The organism is Petropleomorpha daqingensis (genome assembly GCF_013408985.1).
GTDB lineage: Bacteria > Actinomycetota > Actinomycetes > Mycobacteriales > Geodermatophilaceae > Petropleomorpha > Petropleomorpha daqingensis.
Map to the genome: position 1 here is coordinate 4007321 of NZ_JACBZT010000001.1, position 18078 is coordinate 4025398.

Here is an 18078-nt window from a genome sequence, read left to right on the forward strand (position 1 = left end):
CCACCGTTCGCGAGCTCACGGCGGGCCCCTGCAGCGGGGCCGGGAAGACTGACGGAATGACCTCCTTGATCGACCTCCGTTCGGACACCGTCACCCGTCCCACGGAGGCGATGCGGCGCGCCATGGCCTCGGCCGACGTCGGCGACGACGTGTACGGCGAGGACCCGACGGTCAACGCCCTCGAGGAGCGGGTCGCCGCGCTCATGGGCCACGAGGCGGCGCTGTTCGTGCCGTCCGGGACCATGGGCAACCAGATCGGCATGCGCCTGGTCGCCGAGCCCGGCCAGGAGGTGCTCGCCGACGCCGACGCGCACGTGGTCACCTACGAGATGGGCGCCGCGGCCGCCGTCTTCGGGCTGTCGACGCGCACCGTGGTGTCGGACGGCGGCCGGCTGGACGCCGACGCGCTGATCGCGCAGGTCCGCCCGAAGGGCGACTGGCACCTGACGGCCACCGCGGCGATCGCCGTCGAGAACACGCACAACCGCGGCGGTGGCATCGTGCAGCCGCTCGACCAGCTGCAGAAGCTGTGGAACTGGTCGCGGGAGGCCGACGTCGCCGTCCACCTGGACGGCGCCCGGCTGTTCAACGCGCACGTCGCCTCCGGGGTCGCCCTGGACACCTACGGGCGGCTGGCCGACACCGCGTCGGTCTGCCTCTCGAAGGGGCTCGGCGCGCCCGTCGGCTCGGTGCTGGTCAGCTCGGCGGAGCGGATCGCGGTCGCCCGGCTGTGGCGCAAGCGGCTGGGCGGCGGCATGCGGCAGGTCGGCGTCCTGGCCGCGGCCGGGCTGCACGCGCTGGACCACCACGTCGACCGGCTGACCGAGGACCACGAGCACGCGCAGCTGCTGGCCAAGCGGCTGGGCGCCGACCCGGCCACGGTGGAGACGAACATGGTGGTCCTGGACGACGTCCCGGCCCCGATGCTCGCCGAGGCCGCCAAGGCGCAGGGCGTGCTGGTCAGCCAGGTGAGCGCCACGCGCGTGCGGCTGGTGACCCACCTGGACGTCGACCGGGCCGCCGTCGAGCGCGCCGCCGACGTCCTGGCGTCGATCCTCGGCCGCTAGCGCTCGCGGTTTCGCGCGCTCAACCGCGCACGGTTGAGCGCGCGAAACCTCAGGGGGACGTGCTCAGTCGCCGGAGGGGTGCTCGACCTGGCCGGCGAGGTAGAGCTGCTCGCCGAGGTGGTCCATGAGCGCGAGCTGGGTCTCGAGGTAGTCGATGTGGTGCTCCTCGTCGGCGAGGATCTCCTCGAACAGCCGCTTGCTGGTGTGGTCGCCGACCTCCTCGCAGTAGCCGATCGCCGGGCGAAGCCGGTCGATGACCTCGACCTCGATCGCCATGTCCGACTCGAACTGCTCGCGGACGGTCTGACCCACCCGCAGGGCGAGCAGCCGCTGGTAGTTGGGCAGGCCCTCGAGGAAGAGGATGCGGTCGGTCAGCCGCTCCGCGTGGGTCATCTCCTCGATCGACTCGGCACGGGTGTGCGCCGCGAGCTTCGTGTAGCCCCAGTTCTCCTGCATCTTCGCGTGCAGGAAGTACTGGTTGATGGCGGTCAGCTCGCTGGTCAGCTGCTCGTTCAGCAGCTCGATCACGCGCGCGTCACCCTGCATGGGTCTCCTCCTCGGTCAGCGTTGCGCCAGGAGGCTATCGGCTCACGCGACGGCGGAGATCTCCAGGCCGTGCAGCGGATCGGCCGCGCGCAGCCGGTCGCAGATCCGCTCGAGGCAGTTGCCGCAGCCGGTCCCGGCGCCGCAGGCGTCCCCGACCTCCTCCTCCGTGCGGGCGCCGTCGTCGATCACGTCTGCCAGCTGGGTCTCGCTGACGGCGAAGCAGATGCAGACGTACACGAGGAGCGCTCCGGAGGTGCGGGGGAAGGTAAGGCAGTCCTAAGTTAGCTCAGCCTTCCCTTCCCGCCAAGCCCTGCGGGCAGGAATCATGCGAGCAGCGCGACGATCTCGACGTCGACGTGGTCGTTCTCGTCGGGATCGCCGTAGATCTCCCACGTGTCGCCGGTCGTGGCGAGGCCCCGCGCCGCGCAGAAGTCCCGGATCGCGTCGTAGGTGACGTGCAGGTCGCCGTACCCGGTCGTGTGCACCGCCGAGGCGACCCGGCCGCCGGGCAGCGAGGACGACTGCACGTCGCCGACCTGCTCGAACCCGCGGTCGACCTCGACCCCGATCTCCATCGTCGCGTCGCTCCGGTAGAGCGCGACGTTCTGGCCGGTCTGGCGCACGTCGGTGGAGCCGCCCCGCAGGTAGGCGTACACCGCGTCGAAGCAGGACATGATCCGCGACAGGTCCAGCAGCCCCCGGACGACGGCCGTCCGCGACGGCGGCACCTCCCGGACGACGACGTCCACGGCGGGGGACTCTAGAAGCCCTCGACGAGCACTGGGGGAACATCGCCGCGCCGCAGCCCCTCCAGCACGCGCAGTTCGTGCGGCACCACCGGATCGGGCAGCGCGGCCAGGTCGAACCAGCGCAGCTGCGCCGCCTTTTCCGCCTCGACGCGCCGCGGGTCGCCGGTCCACCGGCGGGACTCGAAGAAGAAGTCGACCCGCTCCTCGCCGGGCTCGGTGCGGCCGGCGGTGCGGTGCATCGCGCACAGCGCGACGAGGTCGGCCCGGTCGAGGACGACGCCGAGCTCCTCGGCGGCCTCGCGCACGGCCGCCGCCACGGCGTCCTCGCCGGCCTCGACGTGCCCGGCGGCGGAGACCGCCCAGTGGCCGTCCATGTAGCCGGTGCCGCGGCGCAGCTGGAGCAGCACGCGCTCGACGCCGTCCTCGGTCCGCCGGAGCAGGACGTAGGACGCCGGCACGAGCGCGTTCACCCGCCGACCTTATGCGGCGGGAGCGAGCTCCAGGACGGAGACCAGCCGGTCGCAGATGCGGTCGAGGCAGGTGCCGCAGCCGGTGCCGGCGCCGCAGGCGTCGCCGACCTCCTCCTCGGTGCGGGCGCCGCCGGCGATCACGTCGGCCAGCTCGGACTCGCGGACGGCGAAGCAGATGCACACATACATGGCACAGAGGGTCGGACCCGGTGCCAGATACGGCTGTACCGATCCGGACGTCCTGAGTGACCGATCCGGTCAGGCGGCCGCGGCGGTCCCGGCGTCGGTCGCGGCGGTCCCGGCGTCGGTCGCGGAGTCCCGCAGCGAGCAGAGCAGGGCGATGTCGCGCGCGTGCCCGGCCGATGGTGAGCCGTCGAGCTCGCTGGGTGTCTCGACAACGACCGGGACGCCGGCCAGCGACGGGTGGGCCAGCAGCTCGCGGAACGGCTCGGCCCCGATCGACCCGGCGCCGATCGTGGTGTGCCGGTCGCGCTTGGAGCCGCACTCGTCGAGCGAGTCGTTGGCGTGCACCAGTGCCAGCCGACCCGGGCCGACGGTCGCGGTCAGCGCGTCGAGGGTCGCGGTCATCCCGCCCGGCACGGTGAAGTCGTGGCCGGCCGCCCAGGCGTGGCAGGTGTCGAAGCAGACGCCGACCAGCGGGTGGTGCTCGAGCGCGGCCAGGTACGGGCCGAGGTCCTCCACGGTGGCGGCCAGCGACTTCCCGCCGCCGGCGGTCGGCTCGACGAGCAGCCGCGGCCCGTCGGCCGGCAGGGTCTCGAGCACCGGCAGCAGCCGCTCTCGCAGCTGCAGCAGGGCAGCCTCGTAGCGGTCCTCGCCGACGGCCGACCCCGCGTGGACGACGACGCCGCGGCAGCCGAGCTGGGCGCCCCGGAGCAAGTTGTGCCGGATCGAGGCGATCGACTGCTCGACGGTGGCCTCGGTGGGGGAGCCGACGTTGACCAGGTACGGGGTGTGGATGAACGACGGGATGCCGCGCTCGGCGCAGCCGGCGGTGAAGGCCTCGTCCTGCCTCGGGTCGCCGGGGGTGAGCTTCCAGCCGCGCGGGTTGCCCACGAACACCTGGACGGCGCGGGCGGCGACGTCGTCGGTGTAGGCGAGGCCGCCCTTGGCCAGGCCGCCCTTGATCTGGATCTGCGCGCCGATCGGCGTCGCATCCGCGGTGCGCACGATCAGCCGAAGCTCACCGCGAGCTGGATGACGGTGCCCTCGTCGACGGTCTCGCCGGGCTTCGGGCTCTGCTGGTAGACCCGGTTGCCCGCGATGAAGGTGTTGACCTTCACCTTCAGGTGCAGGTCGGTCAGGATCTTGGTCGCGTCGTCCACGCTCTTGCCGCGGACGTCGGGCACCTGCACCTGGGGGACGCCGGTGGAGACGGTGATGGTCACGGTGCTGCCGTAGTCGACGGGACCGCCGCCGGGGTCGGGGGCGACCGCCATGACCTGCCCGGGGGAGACGTCGCGGCTGCGGCCGTCGTCCCCGCGCTTGACCGTGAACCCGAGCTCCTGCAGCGTCGCCGTCGCCGCCTCCGGCGTGGAGCCGACGACATTGGGGATCGCGACCGGCTCGTGGCCCTTGCTCACGAAGACCGTGACGACCTGGCCGCGCTTGAGCTGGCTGCCGGCGGGCGGGTCGACCCCGCTGACCAGGCCGGCGTGGACGGTGTTGTCGAACCGCTCCTGCGTGGTCACCTGCAGCGGCATCTGCTGGAGGGCGGCGAGCGCCTCGTCGGCCGTCTTGCCGACCAGGTCGGCGGGCACGGTGAAGCGCTCGGGGCCCTTGCTCACCACGAGGTGGACGTCGGAGCCGCGGATCGCGTCGCCCTTGGCCGGCTTGGCCGAGATGATCTGCCCGGCGGGGACGTCCTCGCTGAACTGCTCGGTGCAGCAGTCGGGGTCGAGCCCGGCCTCCTGCAGCAGCCCGATGGCGGTGTCCTTGGACTTGCCGACCAGCTGCGGCACCGTCGTCCACCGGCCCGAGCCCAGCCACCAGCCGACCGCGCCGATGGTGACCGCGAGCAGCAGGATGATCGCGACGATCAGCCGGGTGCGCCGCCGCCGGACGTGATCGGGCACGCCGGTGGCCGGTCGCGGGCGCACCGGGGGACGGTGGCCGGCGACGCTGGCCGTCGGGCCGGCGCCCAGCACGCTCGTGCGGTTGGCCGGGCGGGAGTTGCCGAGCACCTCGGTGCCGGGCCGGATGTCGCGCGTCCCGGGACTGCTCGGGTGCCGCGGGCGGGTGGCGTGCGGCCGGTTGGTCGGCCGCAGCGTGTCCGGGCCGGCCGAGCTGCGGCCGGTGGGAACCGGCACCCGCTCGATGCCGAGGTCGGCGCGCAGGTCCGACAGCTCGGCGAGGAACGCGCCGGCGTCGATCGGGCGGGCGGCGGGGTCGCGCCGGGTGACCCGCGCGACCAGCTCGTCGACCTGCCACGGGATGCCGGGCACCTCCGCGGAGGGCACGGGCATGTCGTGGTGCACGTGCTGGTAGGCCACCGCGAGCGGAGTGTCGCCGCCGTAGGGCGGGTGGCCGGTGAGCATCTCGAACAGGACGACGCCGGCGGCGTACACGTCGCTGCGCGCGTCGGCCTTGCCGCGTTCGAGCTGCTCGGGGGAGAGGTAGGCGACCGTGCCGATGAGCACGCCGCCGGTGGCGCTGGTCTGGCCGGGCCCCTCCATGGCGCGAGCGAGGCCGAAGTCGGCCACCTTCACCACGCCGTCGAGGCCGATGAGGACGTTCTCCGGCTTGATGTCGCGGTGCACGATCCCGGCGCGGTGCGCGGCGGTGAGCCCGGACAGCACCGGCTCGAGGACGGCGAAGGTCTCCGCGACGGTCAGCCGGCCCCGGGCTTGCAGCAGGTCGCGCAGCGTGCGGCCGCGGACCAGCTCCATGACCAGGTAGACCAGCCCCTGGTCGCTGCCCTGGTCGCTGACCGAGACCACGTTGGTGTGGCTGAGCATGGCCGCGGCGCGCGCCTCGCGGGTGAACCGGTCGACGAACGTCGGGTCGCCGACCAGGTGGTCGGCCATGATCTTGACCGCGACCGTACGGTGCAGGCGGAGATCGGTGGCGGCGTAGACGGTGGACATGCCGCCGCGGGCGACGCGCTCCTCGAGGCGGTAGCGCCCCTCGAGGGTGGCACCGACCACGGGGTCGGTCACAGCGGTGTCCACCTGCCCGAGTGTAGGAGCGGCAGGCGCTCCTCTCGGCGAACCACGCGCTGGACGTGGTCGCCGGGGCGGCTGGGACGAAAGGGTCCTGCCCTCACGCGCCCCCGGTGAGAGGGGTCAGGTCGGGTGCCGCGGCCCCGCCGAGCCGCTCGACGGCCAGTTCGCGGATCCGGAAGCGCTGCAGCTTGCCGGTCGCCGTCTGGGGCAGCTCGTCGAAGACCAGGATGTGCCGCGGCCGCTTGTAGGCGGCCAGCCCCTCGCGGCAGAACGCCGTCAGGTCGTCCGCGCCCGCGCTCGCCCCGGCCACCAGGACGACGCAGCCGACCGGCTTGTCCAGCCCGTCGGCGTCCGGCACCGAGACGACGACCGCCTGGTTCACCGCGGGGTGGGCGCGCAGCCGCTCCTCGACCTCGGTGGGGGAGACCCAGATGCCGCCGGCCTTGATGATGTCGTCGGTGCGGCCCAGCGAGGAGTAGTAGCCGTCGGCGCTGCGCACGTAGGTGTCGCCGGTGCGCACCCACTCGCCCTGGAAGACCCGCCGGGTGACCGCCGTCCGCGACCAGTAGCCCGTGGCCGCCGACGAGCCCTTCACGTACAGGTTGCCCGGCGTCCCGTCGGGCACCGGCAGCCCCTCGTCGTCGACGATCCTGGCCTCGTAGCCGGCCACGATCTCGCCGGTCGCGCCGGCGCGCGTGCGGCCCGGCCGGCCGCTGATGAAGATGTGCAGCATCTCCGTCGAGCCGATCCCGTCGAGCATCTCGACGCCGAACGTCGAGGTGAACCGCTCGAACAACGCGGCAGGGAACGCCTCGCCGGCCGAGACGCAGGCCCGCACCCCGCTGAACGTGTCGGCGGGCAGCCCGGCCGACAGCAGCGCCGCGTAGTAGGTGGGCCCGGCGAAGAACAGCGTCGGGCGGTGCTCGCGCAGCACCTGCGCCGTGCGGGCAGGGGAGGGGCGGGACCGGTCGAGCACGGTGCTCGCCCCCACGGCGAACGGGAAGGTCATCGTGTTGCCCAGCCCGTAGGCGAAGAAGAACTTGGCCACCGAGAACGTGACGTCGTCCGGGCCGATCGCCAGCACGTCGCGGGCGTAGGTCTCGGCGGTGTCGCGGAGCGACCCGTGCCGGTGCATCGCGCCCTTCGGCGTCCCCGTCGTCCCGGAGGTGTACAGCCAGAACGCCGGGGAGTCCGCCGTGGTCGGGTACGGCTCGGCGACGTCACCCACGAGGTGGGCACCGGCCGCGACGAAGTCCGCCCACGCGTGCACGCGGGGCCCGGGCACGTCGGGCAGGTCGCCGTCGGTGAGGACGACGACGTCGGCGAGATCGCGGCTGCCGCCCACCGCCGGCGCCAGGTCGGCGAACTCGGCGCTGAGCACGAGCAGCCGGGCGCGGGAGTCGGTGGCCAGCGTGCGGATGTCGTGCGGCTTGAGCATCGTGCTCACCGGCACCGGGACGGCGCCGATCCGCAGGCCGGCCAGGAAGGCGGTGAGCAGCTCGGGGGTGTCGCCCATGCACAGCAGCAGGCGCTCCTCGGGCCGGACGCCGGCGCCGAGCAGGGCGGCGGCGAACCCATGGACGGCGTCGTCCAGCTCGGCGTAGCTGAGCGTGCGGACGCTGCCGTCGAGGTCGAGCGCGGTGATCGCGCGCTTGTCCGGCGTCGCAAGGGCGTGCCGCGTGACCAGCCACTCGGCGGCGTTGAACGGCTCGCCGGTCACTGGCGGCGTCGCCGGCACGGGCGGCGGCGGAGCGGTGTCGAGACTGGTCACGGCCGTGTCCCTTCGCGTTCTCGACGATGATCATGAAGTTCGGGAAGCAACACGCCGCGAATCCTCGGCGCGTCGCTCCCCGAACTTCATGATCGTCTGGAAGTGGGGCTCAAAAGCGCACGTAGTCGTACTCGACCGGCAGGTTGTTGATCCCGACCGGCGGCGGGGAGATCCAGCCGGCGAACTCGCCCGGCTCGTAGTGCGGCACCATCAGCGCGGCGACCCGGGCGTGGTCCTCGGCAGTGGGCAGCCACTCGTCGGCGTGCGCCTGCCAGGTGGCCTCGTCGATCAGCTCGCCGGTGGGCGAGACGTGGTGCCCGGCGAACGCGCCGACCTTGCGGTTGAAGCCCTGGTGCGGCAGCGCGAGCCGCTCCTCGAGGCCGGCGGCCTCCAGCTCCTTGTTCCACTTCTTCACGCCGGCCCCGCAGTCGGCCGAGTAGTCGCTGCGCAGGTCGTAGTTGAGCGCGGTCAGCATCGGCACGGTCCGGGTGGTGATCGCGCCGCCCTCGACGACCGGGATCTCCATCGTCGCGTCGGTGAGCAGGTGGTCGTCCTTGCGGCGGGTCTCCATCCAGCGACCCTTGAGCCCGGCGGAGTAGTAGGCGGCCACGTTGGAGGAGGTCTCCGAGCCGAACAGGTCCAGCGACACCGAGTAGTGGAAGTTCAGGTACTTCTGGATCACCGACAGCGGGATGCCGCCGTGGTCCCAGATGTCGTCGGTGCCGTGCTGCTTCATCAGCTCGGCGGTCCGCTGCACCGTGCGCTGCACGCCCGTCGTCCCGACGAACATGTGGTGCGCCTCCTCGCGCAGCATGAACGTGCAGGTGCGGGCCAGCGGGTCGAAGCCGGACTCCTTGAGGGTCCCGAGCTGGTACTTGCCGTCGCGGTCGGTGAAGTAGGTGAACATGAAGAAGGCGAGCCAGTCGGTCGTCTCCTCGTTGAACGCGCCGAGGATGCGCGGCGAGTCGTAGTCGCCGGAGTTGCGCTTGAGCAGTTCCTCGGCCTCCTCGCGGCCGTCGCGGCCGAAGTAGGCCTGCAGCAGGTAGACCATCGCCCAGAGGTGCCGGCCCTCCTCGACGTTGACCTGGAAGAGGTTGCGCATGTCGTAGAGCGACGGCGCGGTCATGCCCAGGTGCCGCTGCTGCTCCACCGACGCGGGCTCGGTGTCGCCCTGGATGACGATCAGCCGGCGCAGCTCCGAGCGGTACTCGCCGGGCACCTCCTGCCAGGCCGGCTCGCCCTTGTGCTGGCCGAACGGGATCGTGCGGTCGGGGTCGCGCTCGGCGAGGAAGATGCCCCAGCGGTACTGCTCCATGGGCACGCGGTCGAAGTGCGCCCACCCGTCGCGGCCGACCTCGATGGCGGTGCGCAGGTAGACGTCGTGCGTCGGGATCGAGGGCCCGAGGTTCTTCCACCAGTCGAGGAACTTCGGCTGCCAGCCCTCCAGCGCCCGCTGCAGCTTCCGGTCGCCGGCCAGGTTGACGTTGTTCGGGATCCGCTCGCTGTAGTCGATCTTCGACGTCGGCCCGGTGGGGGCGGGCGACTCGCCGTGGACGGTGCCGTCGGTGGGGTTGCTCTCCGTCGTCGTCATCGCGTTCAGACCCGCTTCCTGTCGTAGTCGGCGCGCCGGCCGCTGCCGTAGCGGCGCAGCGCTCCCTCGGGGCCGGCGGCGTTGGGCCGCTGGAAGATCCAGTTCTGCCAGGCGGTGAGCCGGCCGAAGACCTTCGTCTCGGGTGTCTCGGCGCCGGCGAAGCGCAGGTTGGCCTCCATGCCGGTCAGGGCGTCGGGGGAGAAGCTTCCGCGCTCCTCGACGACCAGGCGGATCTCGTCCTCCCAGTCGATGTCGTCGGGGGTGGCGGTGACCAGGCCCAGCTCGGCGGCCGCCGCGGCGTCGAGGTCCCGGCCGGTCGCGGCCTCGGCGGCGGCCAGGTCGTCGGCGCTGCCCACGAAGCGGACCTGCAGGCGGGTCAGGTCGTTGCTCATCGGCAGCAGGCCGGTGTTGAACTCATCCAGCCGGATCGTCGCCGGGGGCTTCGGGCGCTCGTCGTCCTCGAACTGGCCCTCGAGCATGTACTGCCGGTCGGCGGCCAGCGCGATCTCGAGCAGGGTGCCGACGAAGCAGCTGCCCGGCTCGATGAGCGCGAACAGGCTGCGGCTCGTGGTGTCCAGCCGCTTCGCGGTGCGCCGGTAGAAGCCGATCGTCTCGGCGACCAGCCAGTCCTGCCGGTTGTCCAGGAGGAACCGGTCGTACGCCGCCACGGTGGCGCCGTCGCCCTCGGTGCGCAGCAGCCAGGTGCCGATCTCCAGCTCGTTGGTGCGCAGCCGCAGGATCGCGTCGTCCAGCTCGCGGGTGGCGGCCAGGAGCCACGCCCGGTCGCCCTGGGCCCGCAGCTCCTCGACGTCGCCCGGGACGGAGGTGGGGCCGAGCACCGTGATCGTGGCGGTGCCGGCGTCGCGGTCGAGGACGACGCGGACGTGCTCGTAGCGCGTGGTGTCGCCGTCCACCTCGCGGTGCAGCGGGGTCAGCGCGATGCCCTGGGCGCCCGCGCCCGGGCGGGTGGACCGCGCCGCCAGCTCGGCCGCCCGGCGGGCGGCCGCGTCGGGGAAGTCGCGGGCCTTGGCGACCTCGTCGACCAGCCGCCACTGCACCGCCCGCTGCCCGCGGACGCCCTCGGCGGTGGTGGAGAAGAGGTCGGCCAGGTCGCGCCGTACCCCGCGCTTGTCGACCACCCGGGTCAGCCCGCCGGTGCCGGGCAGCACGCCGAGCAGAGGGACCTCGGGCAGCGAGACCGCCGAGGAGTTGTCGTCGACCAGCAGGATCTCGTCGCAGGCCAGCGCCAGCTCGTAGCCGCCGCCGGCCGCGGCGCCGTTGACCGCGGCGAGGAACTTCAGCCCGGCGGCGGAGGAGTCCTCGAAGCCGTTGCGGGTCTCGTTGGTGAACTTGCAGAAGTTCACCTTCCAGCTGTGCGGGGACGCCGCGAGCATCTTGATGTTGGCGCCGGCGCAGAACATGCGGTCCTTGCCGCTGGTCACCACGACCGCCTTGACCTCGGGGTGCTCGAAGCGGATCCGCTGGACTGCGTCGTGCAGCTCGATGTCGACGCCGAGGTCGTAGCTGTTCATCTTCAGCTCGTAGCCGGGCACGATCCCGCCGTCCTCGGCCACGTCCAGGGTCAGCGTCGCGATCTCGCCGTCGGTGGCGAGGCGCCAGTGCCGGTACCGCTCGGGCGAGGTGTCGAAGGAGACCTCGGGCGCCGTTTCGAGGGTGGTCACGCTGCCTCCAGAGGTGCCGGTGGGCCCCATCGTGATCTGCTACACGACCTTGCGCAAGGTGCACGACGAATGTAGAAAAGTGGCGCAGGTCACGATCCTAGACACGGGGCCCGGGCGGAGGCGAGATGGCGCTGCAGTGGGTGCACGACGACCACCCGCGGTGGGACGACGACCGCCGGCGGGTCCTCGCGTCGGTGCCGGAGGGCGTGTTCGGCACGGAGTCGCGGGCACCGGGGGAGCCGCTGTCCAGCGACTGGTGGCGGGTGGAGCGCGACGGCCGGGTCGTCGGCTACGGCTGGCTCGACGACGTGTGGGGCGACGCGGAGATCCTGCTCGCCGTCGACGCGGGGGAGCGGCGCTCCGGGGTCGGCGCGTTCGTCGTCGAGCACCTCGAGCAGGAGGCCGCGGCGCGCGGGCTGAACTACGTGGTCAACGTCGTCCGGCCGACCCATCCCGAGCGGGAGGCGGTGACCGCCTGGCTGCAGGGGCAGGGGTTCGCGGCCACCGAGGACGGCCGGCTGCGCAAGCGCGTGGGCGCGCCCGTCGTGGGCGCCGCGGTCGCGCCCGACTCCGGGCGGCAGGCCCGCTACGCCGCCGAGCGGGACCGGGCCGCGGCCCGTCCGCACGGCACGGACGAGGCCGGCGGCGGGGAGCCGATGGGGCCGGGGCACGAGGAGAGCGGCGGCTACGTCGACGTCGAGGAACACCGGTTCTGAAACCATGACCGACGTGGAGGTGGACGAGGGGCCGTTCGTCACCCGCCGCCAGGAGCTCGGCGCGGCCAGCGCGCGCAGCCTGCTGCTCACCGTCCTCGGCGAGTACGTCCTGCCGGCCGGCCGGCGGGTCTGGACGGCGGCGCTGCTCGACCTGCTCGCCGACCTCGACGTCGCGGAGAAGGCCGCCCGGCAGGCGATCATGCGCACCGCCGACAGCGGCTGGATCGCCGGGCACCGCCTGGGCCGGGAGACCCGCTGGTCGCTCACCGAGGCCGGCACGCGGCTGCTCAAGGAGGGCACCGACCGCATCTACGGCTTCGCCTCCGACCAGCGGGCGTGGGACGGGCGGTGGCTCGTGCTCACCGTCGCCGTCCCCGAGAACGCCCGGGCCCTGCGCCAGCGGTTGCGCACCCAGCTGGGCTGGGCCGGGCTCGGCTCGATCAACGCGACCACCTGGGTGACGCCGCGGGTCGACCGCGAGCACGAGGCCCGGCAGGTGCTCGAGGAGCTGGACCTGCTCGCCGGCAGCTGGTCGTTCGTCGCGGCGGCCGGTGCCGTCGGCGACGAGCGCGCGCTGGCCGGCAGCGCCTGGGACCTCGACGCGCTGGAGCGGCGCTACGAGGACTTCCTCGACCTGGTCTCCGGCCGGCGGCCGCGCACCGACCGGCAGGCGCTGGTCGCCCAGGTCCGGCTCGTGCAGGAGTGGCGGCGCTTCCCGCTGCTGGACCCCGGGCTGCCGCGCGAGCTGCTGCCCCCGCGGTGGAGCGGGCACCGGGCCGCGGAGGTCTTCCGCGAGCGGCACGCGGCCTGGGCGCCGAGGGCCCAGGCCGCGTGGGCCGAGCTCGTCGGTCAGGATCGCTGACATGCTCGACGGCCACGTCCTGGTGGACGCGCACGTGCACGTGCCGGTGCTGGGGTCGCTCGCCCCGGCCTGGATCGAGTGGGCGCGGCAGTTCGGCCGGCCCGGGATCCTCGAGGAGATCTGGGGCCCCGACGGCGTCCCGCGACCCGACGCGCTGGACCGGCTGTTCGCCGAGGAGGGCGTCGACGCCGCGCTGCTGTTCTGCGAGTACAGCCCCAAGGCGACCGGCTACCAGCTCTTCGACGACCTGCTGCCGCTCGTCGAGCACAACCCGCGCCGGTTCCGGCCGGTGGCCAACGTCAACCCGCACCTGCACTTCCCGATCGCCCGCGAGCTGGAGCGCCAGCTCGACCTGGGCGCGGCGGCGCTGAAGATCCACCCGGTGCACGGCGGCTTCCGCGCCGACGACGCCGCGCTGTACCCGGCCTATTCGGTGCTGGTCGAGCGCGGGGTGCCGCTGGTCGTGCACTGCGGCACCAGCACGTTCCCGGGGGCCACCAACGCCTACGCCGACCCGCTGCTGCTCGACGCGGTGCTGCGCGACTTCCCCGACCTGCACGTCGTCCTGGCGCACGGCGGCCGCGGCTGGTGGTACGACGCCGCGGCGTTCCTCGCGCTCTCCCGGCCGAACGTGTGGATCGAGCTGTCCGGCCTGCCGCCGAAGCGGCTGCCCGAGTACTACGCCCGCTTCGACCTGGCCCGGCTGGCGCGCAAGTGGATCTTCGCGACCGACTGGCCGGGCGTGCCGGGGACCGCGGCCAACGCGCGGGTGGTGGCCGGCCTGGGCATCCCGGACGACGTCGTCCCGCTGGTGCTCGGCGGCAACGCGCTGCAGGTGTACACGGGCCTGGATCCCGCCCGCTGAGGACCGCCCGTGGGCCGAGTGCGCAGTTGCGGTCGCCGACACGCGCCGGCACGCCGGCGCGGGCGACCGCAAGTGCGCACTCGACGGCAGGGCGGCGGGCGCCGGCCCGGGGCCACCGTCGACATAGGCTCCGCACCGTGGAGACGCTCACCCCCGCCGAGGTCGCGCAGACGCTCGGGGTCTCACCGAACCGGGTCCGACAGCTCATCCGCGACGGCAAGCTGATGGCGGTCCCGGGCAGCGGCAACAGCAAGATCCCCGCCGACTTCGTCAAGGAGGGGACGGTCCTCAAGCACCTGCCGGGCCTGCTCACCGTGCTCCGCGACGGCGGGTTCAGCGAGCAGGAGGCTTTCGACTGGCTGTTCCGGGACGACGAGTCGCTGCCCGGCACCCCGGTCGAGGCGCTGCGCGGCGACCGGCACACCGAGGTCACCCGCCGCGCCCAGGCCCTGGCGCTGTAGGCCGCATGCGGCACCTGACCTACCTGGCGCTGCTGGTCGGCTGCCTGGTGGTGACGGCGCCGCTGGAGATCGTGCTGCGGGTCCGGGTCTACGCCCGGTGGCGGCGGCTGCTGCTGGCCCTGGTGCCGGAGTTCGCCGTCTTCGTGGCGTGGGTGCTCTACGCGATCGCGGCCGGGCACTGGGACTACAGCGCGACGCGCACCGTCGATGTCCGGCTGCCCGGCGGCATCCCGGTCGAGGAGGTGCTGTTCTTCCTCGTCGTCCCGGTCTGCGCGGTCCTCACGCTGGAGGCGGTGCGCAAGGTGACCGGCTGGAACGCCGGCTACCCCGCCGAGGAAGCGGACGGATGAGCTACTCCGCCCTGGCGGTGCTCGCCGTCGTCGCCGTCCTGGTCGTCGACCTGGCCGTGCTGCGCACCCGGATGGTGACCCGCAAGGTCTTCTGGGCCGCCTACGCGATCATCCTGGTCTTCCAGCTGCTGATGAACGGCGTGCTGACCGGCTTCTCCGTCGTCGTCTACGACCCCCACGCGATCTGGGGGCCGCGGATCGCCTACGCGCCGGTCGAGGACCTGCTGTTCGGCTTCGCCCTGGTCGTGCTCACCCTGGCCAGCTGGGCCGCGGTCAACCGCCGGGCGAACACCGCCAGGCGCCGCGGCCTGGACACCCGCACCCGCCGGTCGAGCACCCGGTAGTCGGCCTTCTCGATCTCGCCGAGGATGCCGCCGTAGAGCGCGGTGGCCGCGCGCACGCAGTCGCGGGACTCGCGGGCCAGCATCGGGGTGCCGGGGGCGGCGTCGTCGTAGCGGCGGCGGGTGATCGCGACCATCTCCCGCATCAGCTCGCGGAAGCCGGGGGAGTGCTGCCGGGCCGCGAGCTGCTCGCGGGTCACGCCGTGCGCGGCCATGAGGTCCGCGGGCAGGTAGACCCGGCCGCGGTCGACGTCCTCGCCGACGTCGCGCAGGAAGTTGGTCAGCTGGAACGCCTCGCCCAGCGCGATCGCGTGGGGCGCCGCCTCCTCCCGGCGGACACCCGGCGCGGTGCCGAGCACCGGCAGCACCATCAGCCCGATCACCGCGGCCGACCCCCACATGTAGCGGTCGAGCGCGGCCAGGTCGGCGTAGCCGGGCACGGTCAGGTCGCTGGTCATCGCGGCGAGGAAGTCGACGAGGTGGTCGACGTCGATCGCGTACCGGCGGTAGGTGTCCACCAGGGCCAGCCGGACGGGGTCCTCGGACCAGCCGGTGTCCAGGTCGGCGAGGGCGGCGCGCGACCAGTCGGCCAGGTCACCCGCCGGGTCGGCGCCCGGGACGTCGACCAGGTCGTCGGCGGTGCGGGCCGCGGCGTAGAGCGCGTGCACCGCCGGCCGCCGCTCGGGGGTCAGCAGCCGGGTGGCCAGGTGGTAGCTCTTGCCGTGCCGGGCGGCGATGTCCGCGCAGTGCCGGTAGGCGGCGGCGAGCTCGGCCTGCTTTCCGGCGACGGCGGTCATCCGGTGATCCGCTCCGCGGCCAGCCGGCCGCTCATCAGCACCATCGGGACGCCGACCCCCGGCTGCACCGACGACCCGGCGAGGACGACGTTCTCCGGGCCGGACCTCGGCAGCGTCGAGGGGCGGAACGGGCCGGTCTGCCCGAACGTGTGCGCCAGCGCGAACGGCGTGCCGGCGGCCATGCCCTGCGCGGCCCAGTCGTGCGGGGTGGCCAGCTCCTCGACCTCGATCGCGCCGGTCAGCCCGGTCCAGCCACGGGCCTCCAGCGTGGTCAGCAGCTCGTCGCGGTAGCGGGGGCCGAGCGTGCGCCAGTCGAGGGAGGGCCCCACCTCGAGGTTGGGGGTCGGCGCGACGACGCTGAGCACCTGACCGCCCTCGGGGGCCAGCGAGCGGTCGGTGACCGACGGCATGCTGACCAGCAGGCTCGGGTCGCTCATCGGCCGGCCGTCGCGGGTGAGCTCGTCGAAGACCTCGCGCCAGGCGGCGCCGAAGCTGATCGTGTGGTGCGCGTGGCCGGCCAGCGGCGCCCGCACGCCGAGGTGCAGCGCCACGCAGGACGGCGAGTGGACCGGTCGCCGCGGCCCGCGCAGCCCGGGGACCAGCCGGTGCGGGGCATCGGCGGTGACCACGACGGCGTCGGCGGGCAGCGTCTCGCCGTCCGCCAGCCGCACGCCGGAGACCCGGCCGCCCGACGTCGTCAGCTCGCGGACGTCCGCGTCGTACCGCAGGGCCACCCCGGCGTCGGCGGCGGAGTCGGCCAGCGCCCGGGGGATCGCGCCGATGCCGCCCACGGGGTGCCAGACGCCGGCGCCGATGTCGAGCTGGGCGATGACGGCGTACGCGGCGATCGCGCGGAACGGTGAGACGCCGGCGTAGAGCGCCTGGAAGCTGAACAGCCGCCGCAGCCGGTCGTCGGCGAACCGCCGCGCGACGTGGTTCCACAGCCGGCCGAAGCCGCCACGGCGGGCCAGCGTGAGCAGCTGCGGGCCGAGCAGGTCCAGCGGCGAGTCGAGGTTGCGGTCGATGAAGACCGACAGCTGCAGCCGGTAGAGCTCGGCCAGCTCGGCGAGGTAGCGGCGCAACGCCGCGGCCTCGGCCGGCCCGCACAGCGCCTCGACCGCCGCGGCGAACCGGTCGGGGTCGGCGGCCACGTCAAGGGTGGAACCGTCGGCGAACTGTGCCTGGTACGTCGTCTCCAGAGGGAGCAGCGTCAGCCGGTCGGCGAGCTTGTCGCCGACCGCGGCGACGGTGTCCTCGAGCACCTCCGGCGCGGTGAACACCGACGGCCCGGTGTCCAGCACGTAGCCGGACCGGGTCAGCACCCCCGCGCGGCCACCCGGACCGGGGCCGCGCTCCACGACGGTGACCTCCCGCCCGGCGCCGCGCAGCCGCAGCGCAGCGGCCAGCCCGGCGAGCCCGGCGCCGACGACGACGACCCGGTCGGTGCGGCCCGGGACGGTCCTCACGCGGTGCGGGTGGTGGCGGCGACGGCGAGCGCGTCGAGCGCGGCCCGCGCCTCCTCGGTCACCGGGGCGGCGGCGATGGCGGCGCGCGCCTGCTCGGTGCGCTCGGCGATCCGCTCCTCGACGCGGGCGCGTGCCCCGGTGCTGTCGATGAGGTGGCGGAGGGCGTCGAACTGCTCGTCGTCGGCGTCAGGGTTGCCCAGCGCCTCGTGCAGCAGCTCCCGCCCGGGCTCGTCGGCTTCGAGCTCGGCCAGCGCGATGAGCAGCGTCTGCTTGCCCTCGCGCAGGTCGTCGTCGGCGGACTTGCCGGTGACCTCGGGGTCGCCGAACACCCCGAGGACGTCGTCGCGCAGCTGGAACGCCTCGCCCAGAGGCAGGCCGATCGCGGTGTAGGCCTCGAACAGCCGCGGGCCGGCACCGGCGATCGCCGCGCCGAGCTGCAGCGGTCGCTGCACGGTGTAGCCCGCGCTCTTGTAGCGGGCGACGGTGAGCGCGCCGTCCGGGCCGGGCAGGCCGCCCGCGGCGCGGAGCAGGTCGAGGTACTGCCCGGCGGTGACCTCGGTGCGCATCGTGTCCCAGACGCCGCGGGCGCGGGTGAGCGCGGCCGGGGTCAGCCCCGAGCAGCGCAGCAGCTCGTCGGACCAGACCAGCGCGAGGTCGCCGACCAGGATCGCGGCGCCGACGCCGAAGGCCGCCGGGTCGCCGTCCAGGGCGTGCTCGTCGTGCCGGGAGGCGAAGCCGAGGTGGGTGGCGGGCCGGCCGCGGCGGGTGGAGGCGCCGTCCATGACGTCGTCGTGCACCAGGGCGCTGACGTGCACGAACTCCAGCGCGGCGACCGCTCGCAGCACGGCCGCCTCGTCCTCGGGGGGCCCGCCGGCGTCGGCCGTCGCGCCGCGCCAGCCCCAGTAGGCGAACGCCGGGCGCAGCCGCTTGCCGCCGCGGGCGAGCGCGCTCATCTCCTCGGTGATCGCCGTCAGGGCGGCGTCCATGCCGGTGAGCGTGCGGCGCTGCGTGGCCAGGAACCCCTCCAGGGCCGCGGCGACCGCCGCGCGCAGCCGCTCGAGGTCGACCGCGGCCAGGTCGTCGAGGTCCACGGCGGACAGCTGGTCCGCCGCGTCGAGGTCCTGCGTCCCGGCGGTCACCGTGCCAGTATCGCTCCACCCCG

General features: G+C 73.8%; 19 protein-coding genes and 1 pseudogene. 7 read left to right on the forward strand and 13 right to left on the reverse strand.

Going from position 1 to position 18078, the window contains the following annotated elements; translation table 11 throughout:
* The first annotated feature begins 56 nt into the window (after nucleotides 1-56).
* Entirely contained in the window at nucleotides 57-1067 is a 1011-nt protein-coding gene (locus GGQ55_RS19870; protein WP_179719703.1) for a threonine aldolase family protein, read from the forward strand.
* Nucleotides 1068-1130: 63 nt separating this feature from the next.
* On the opposite strand, the gene bfr is transcribed toward GGQ55_RS19870, so the two are convergent.
* The 10 genes from bfr to boxC all read right to left on the reverse strand — a co-directional run bounded on the left by bfr (nucleotide 1131) and on the right by boxC (nucleotide 11058).
* Entirely contained in the window at nucleotides 1131-1613 is a 483-nt protein-coding gene (bfr, locus tag GGQ55_RS19875; protein WP_179719705.1) for a bacterioferritin, read from the reverse strand.
* 42 nt (nucleotides 1614-1655) lie between these two features.
* Nucleotides 1656-1850, reverse strand: a complete 195-nt coding sequence (locus GGQ55_RS19880) for a (2Fe-2S)-binding protein (protein WP_179719707.1) — start codon at nucleotides 1848-1850, stop codon at nucleotides 1656-1658.
* Nucleotides 1851-1936: 86 nt separating this feature from the next.
* On the reverse strand, nucleotides 1937-2362 hold the full coding sequence (locus GGQ55_RS19885) for a GyrI-like domain-containing protein (RefSeq protein ID WP_179719709.1): 426 nt from the start codon (nucleotides 2360-2362) through the stop codon (nucleotides 1937-1939).
* Between the two features lie 11 nt (nucleotides 2363-2373).
* Nucleotides 2374-2832, reverse strand: a complete 459-nt coding sequence (locus GGQ55_RS19890) for an NUDIX domain-containing protein (protein WP_179719711.1) — start codon at nucleotides 2830-2832, stop codon at nucleotides 2374-2376.
* A 9-nt stretch (nucleotides 2833-2841) separates the two neighbouring features.
* The gene (locus tag GGQ55_RS19895) at nucleotides 2842-3021 is read right to left on the reverse strand and encodes a (2Fe-2S)-binding protein (RefSeq protein ID WP_179719713.1); all 180 of its coding nucleotides are present in this window, start codon (nucleotides 3019-3021) and stop codon (nucleotides 2842-2844) included.
* A 69-nt stretch (nucleotides 3022-3090) separates the two neighbouring features.
* A complete protein-coding gene (locus GGQ55_RS19900; protein ID WP_366489785.1) occupies nucleotides 3091-4020 on the reverse strand; it encodes a deoxyribonuclease IV in 930 nt (309 codons plus the stop codon).
* A gap of 2 nt (nucleotides 4021-4022) precedes the next feature.
* Nucleotides 4023-6020 (reverse strand): Stk1 family PASTA domain-containing Ser/Thr kinase, encoded by a 1998-nt coding sequence (pknB, locus tag GGQ55_RS19905; protein ID WP_179719715.1) that lies wholly within the window; start codon nucleotides 6018-6020, stop codon nucleotides 4023-4025.
* A gap of 91 nt (nucleotides 6021-6111) precedes the next feature.
* The gene (locus GGQ55_RS19910; protein WP_366489787.1) at nucleotides 6112-7785 is read right to left on the reverse strand and encodes a benzoate-CoA ligase family protein; all 1674 of its coding nucleotides are present in this window, start codon (nucleotides 7783-7785) and stop codon (nucleotides 6112-6114) included.
* A 109-nt stretch (nucleotides 7786-7894) separates the two neighbouring features.
* Nucleotides 7895-9376: a benzoyl-CoA 2,3-epoxidase subunit BoxB gene (boxB, locus tag GGQ55_RS19915; protein WP_179719717.1), complete on the reverse strand. Its 1482-nt coding sequence runs from the start codon at nucleotides 9374-9376 to the stop codon at nucleotides 7895-7897.
* Nucleotides 9377-9381: 5 nt separating this feature from the next.
* Nucleotides 9382-11058, reverse strand: coding sequence for a 2,3-epoxybenzoyl-CoA dihydrolase (gene boxC / locus GGQ55_RS19920; protein ID WP_366489789.1), 1677 nt, complete (start codon nucleotides 11056-11058; stop codon nucleotides 9382-9384).
* Nucleotides 11059-11183: 125 nt separating this feature from the next.
* On the opposite strand from boxC, the gene GGQ55_RS19925 reads away from it, so the two are divergent.
* From GGQ55_RS19925 to GGQ55_RS27255, 6 genes and pseudogenes are all read left to right on the forward strand, one after another.
* Nucleotides 11184-11774 (forward strand): GNAT family N-acetyltransferase, encoded by a 591-nt coding sequence (locus tag GGQ55_RS19925; RefSeq protein ID WP_179719720.1) that lies wholly within the window; start codon nucleotides 11184-11186, stop codon nucleotides 11772-11774.
* Between the two features lie 4 nt (nucleotides 11775-11778).
* Entirely contained in the window at nucleotides 11779-12636 is an 858-nt protein-coding gene (locus tag GGQ55_RS19930) for a PaaX family transcriptional regulator (protein ID WP_179719723.1), read from the forward strand.
* A gap of 1 nt (nucleotide 12637) precedes the next feature.
* On the forward strand, nucleotides 12638-13501 hold the full coding sequence (locus GGQ55_RS19935) for an amidohydrolase family protein (RefSeq protein WP_179719725.1): 864 nt from the start codon (nucleotides 12638-12640) through the stop codon (nucleotides 13499-13501).
* Between the two features lie 137 nt (nucleotides 13502-13638).
* On the forward strand, nucleotides 13639-13962 hold the full coding sequence (locus tag GGQ55_RS27250; protein ID WP_179719727.1) for an Rv2175c family DNA-binding protein: 324 nt from the start codon (nucleotides 13639-13641) through the stop codon (nucleotides 13960-13962).
* 5 nt (nucleotides 13963-13967) lie between these two features.
* Nucleotides 13968-14312 carry a lycopene cyclase domain-containing protein gene (locus tag GGQ55_RS19945; protein ID WP_179719729.1) on the forward strand — a complete coding sequence of 115 codons (345 nt, stop codon included), beginning with the start codon at nucleotides 13968-13970 and terminating at the stop codon, nucleotides 14310-14312.
* Nucleotides 14309-14518, forward strand: a pseudogene (locus GGQ55_RS27255) (lycopene cyclase domain-containing protein); the annotation flags it as partial. The gene GGQ55_RS19945 and the pseudogene GGQ55_RS27255, both read left to right, overlap by 4 nt.
* On the opposite strand, the gene GGQ55_RS19955 reads toward GGQ55_RS27255, so the two are convergent.
* The 3 genes from GGQ55_RS19955 to GGQ55_RS19965 are packed head-to-tail and all read right to left on the reverse strand — an operon-like array spanning nucleotide 14515 to nucleotide 18055.
* Nucleotides 14515-15450, reverse strand: coding sequence for a phytoene/squalene synthase family protein (locus GGQ55_RS19955; protein ID WP_218859355.1), 936 nt, complete (start codon nucleotides 15448-15450; stop codon nucleotides 14515-14517). The pseudogene GGQ55_RS27255 and the gene GGQ55_RS19955 sit on opposite strands and share 4 nt — an antisense overlap.
* Entirely contained in the window at nucleotides 15447-16916 is a 1470-nt protein-coding gene (gene crtI / locus GGQ55_RS19960; protein WP_179719733.1) for a phytoene desaturase family protein, read from the reverse strand. The genes GGQ55_RS19955 and crtI overlap by 4 nt, the downstream gene beginning before the upstream one ends.
* Entirely contained in the window at nucleotides 16913-18055 is a 1143-nt protein-coding gene (locus GGQ55_RS19965; RefSeq protein WP_366489793.1) for a polyprenyl synthetase family protein, read from the reverse strand. Before GGQ55_RS19965 ends, crtI begins: the two co-directional genes overlap by 4 nt.
* Nucleotides 18056-18078: the final 23 nt, after the last annotated feature.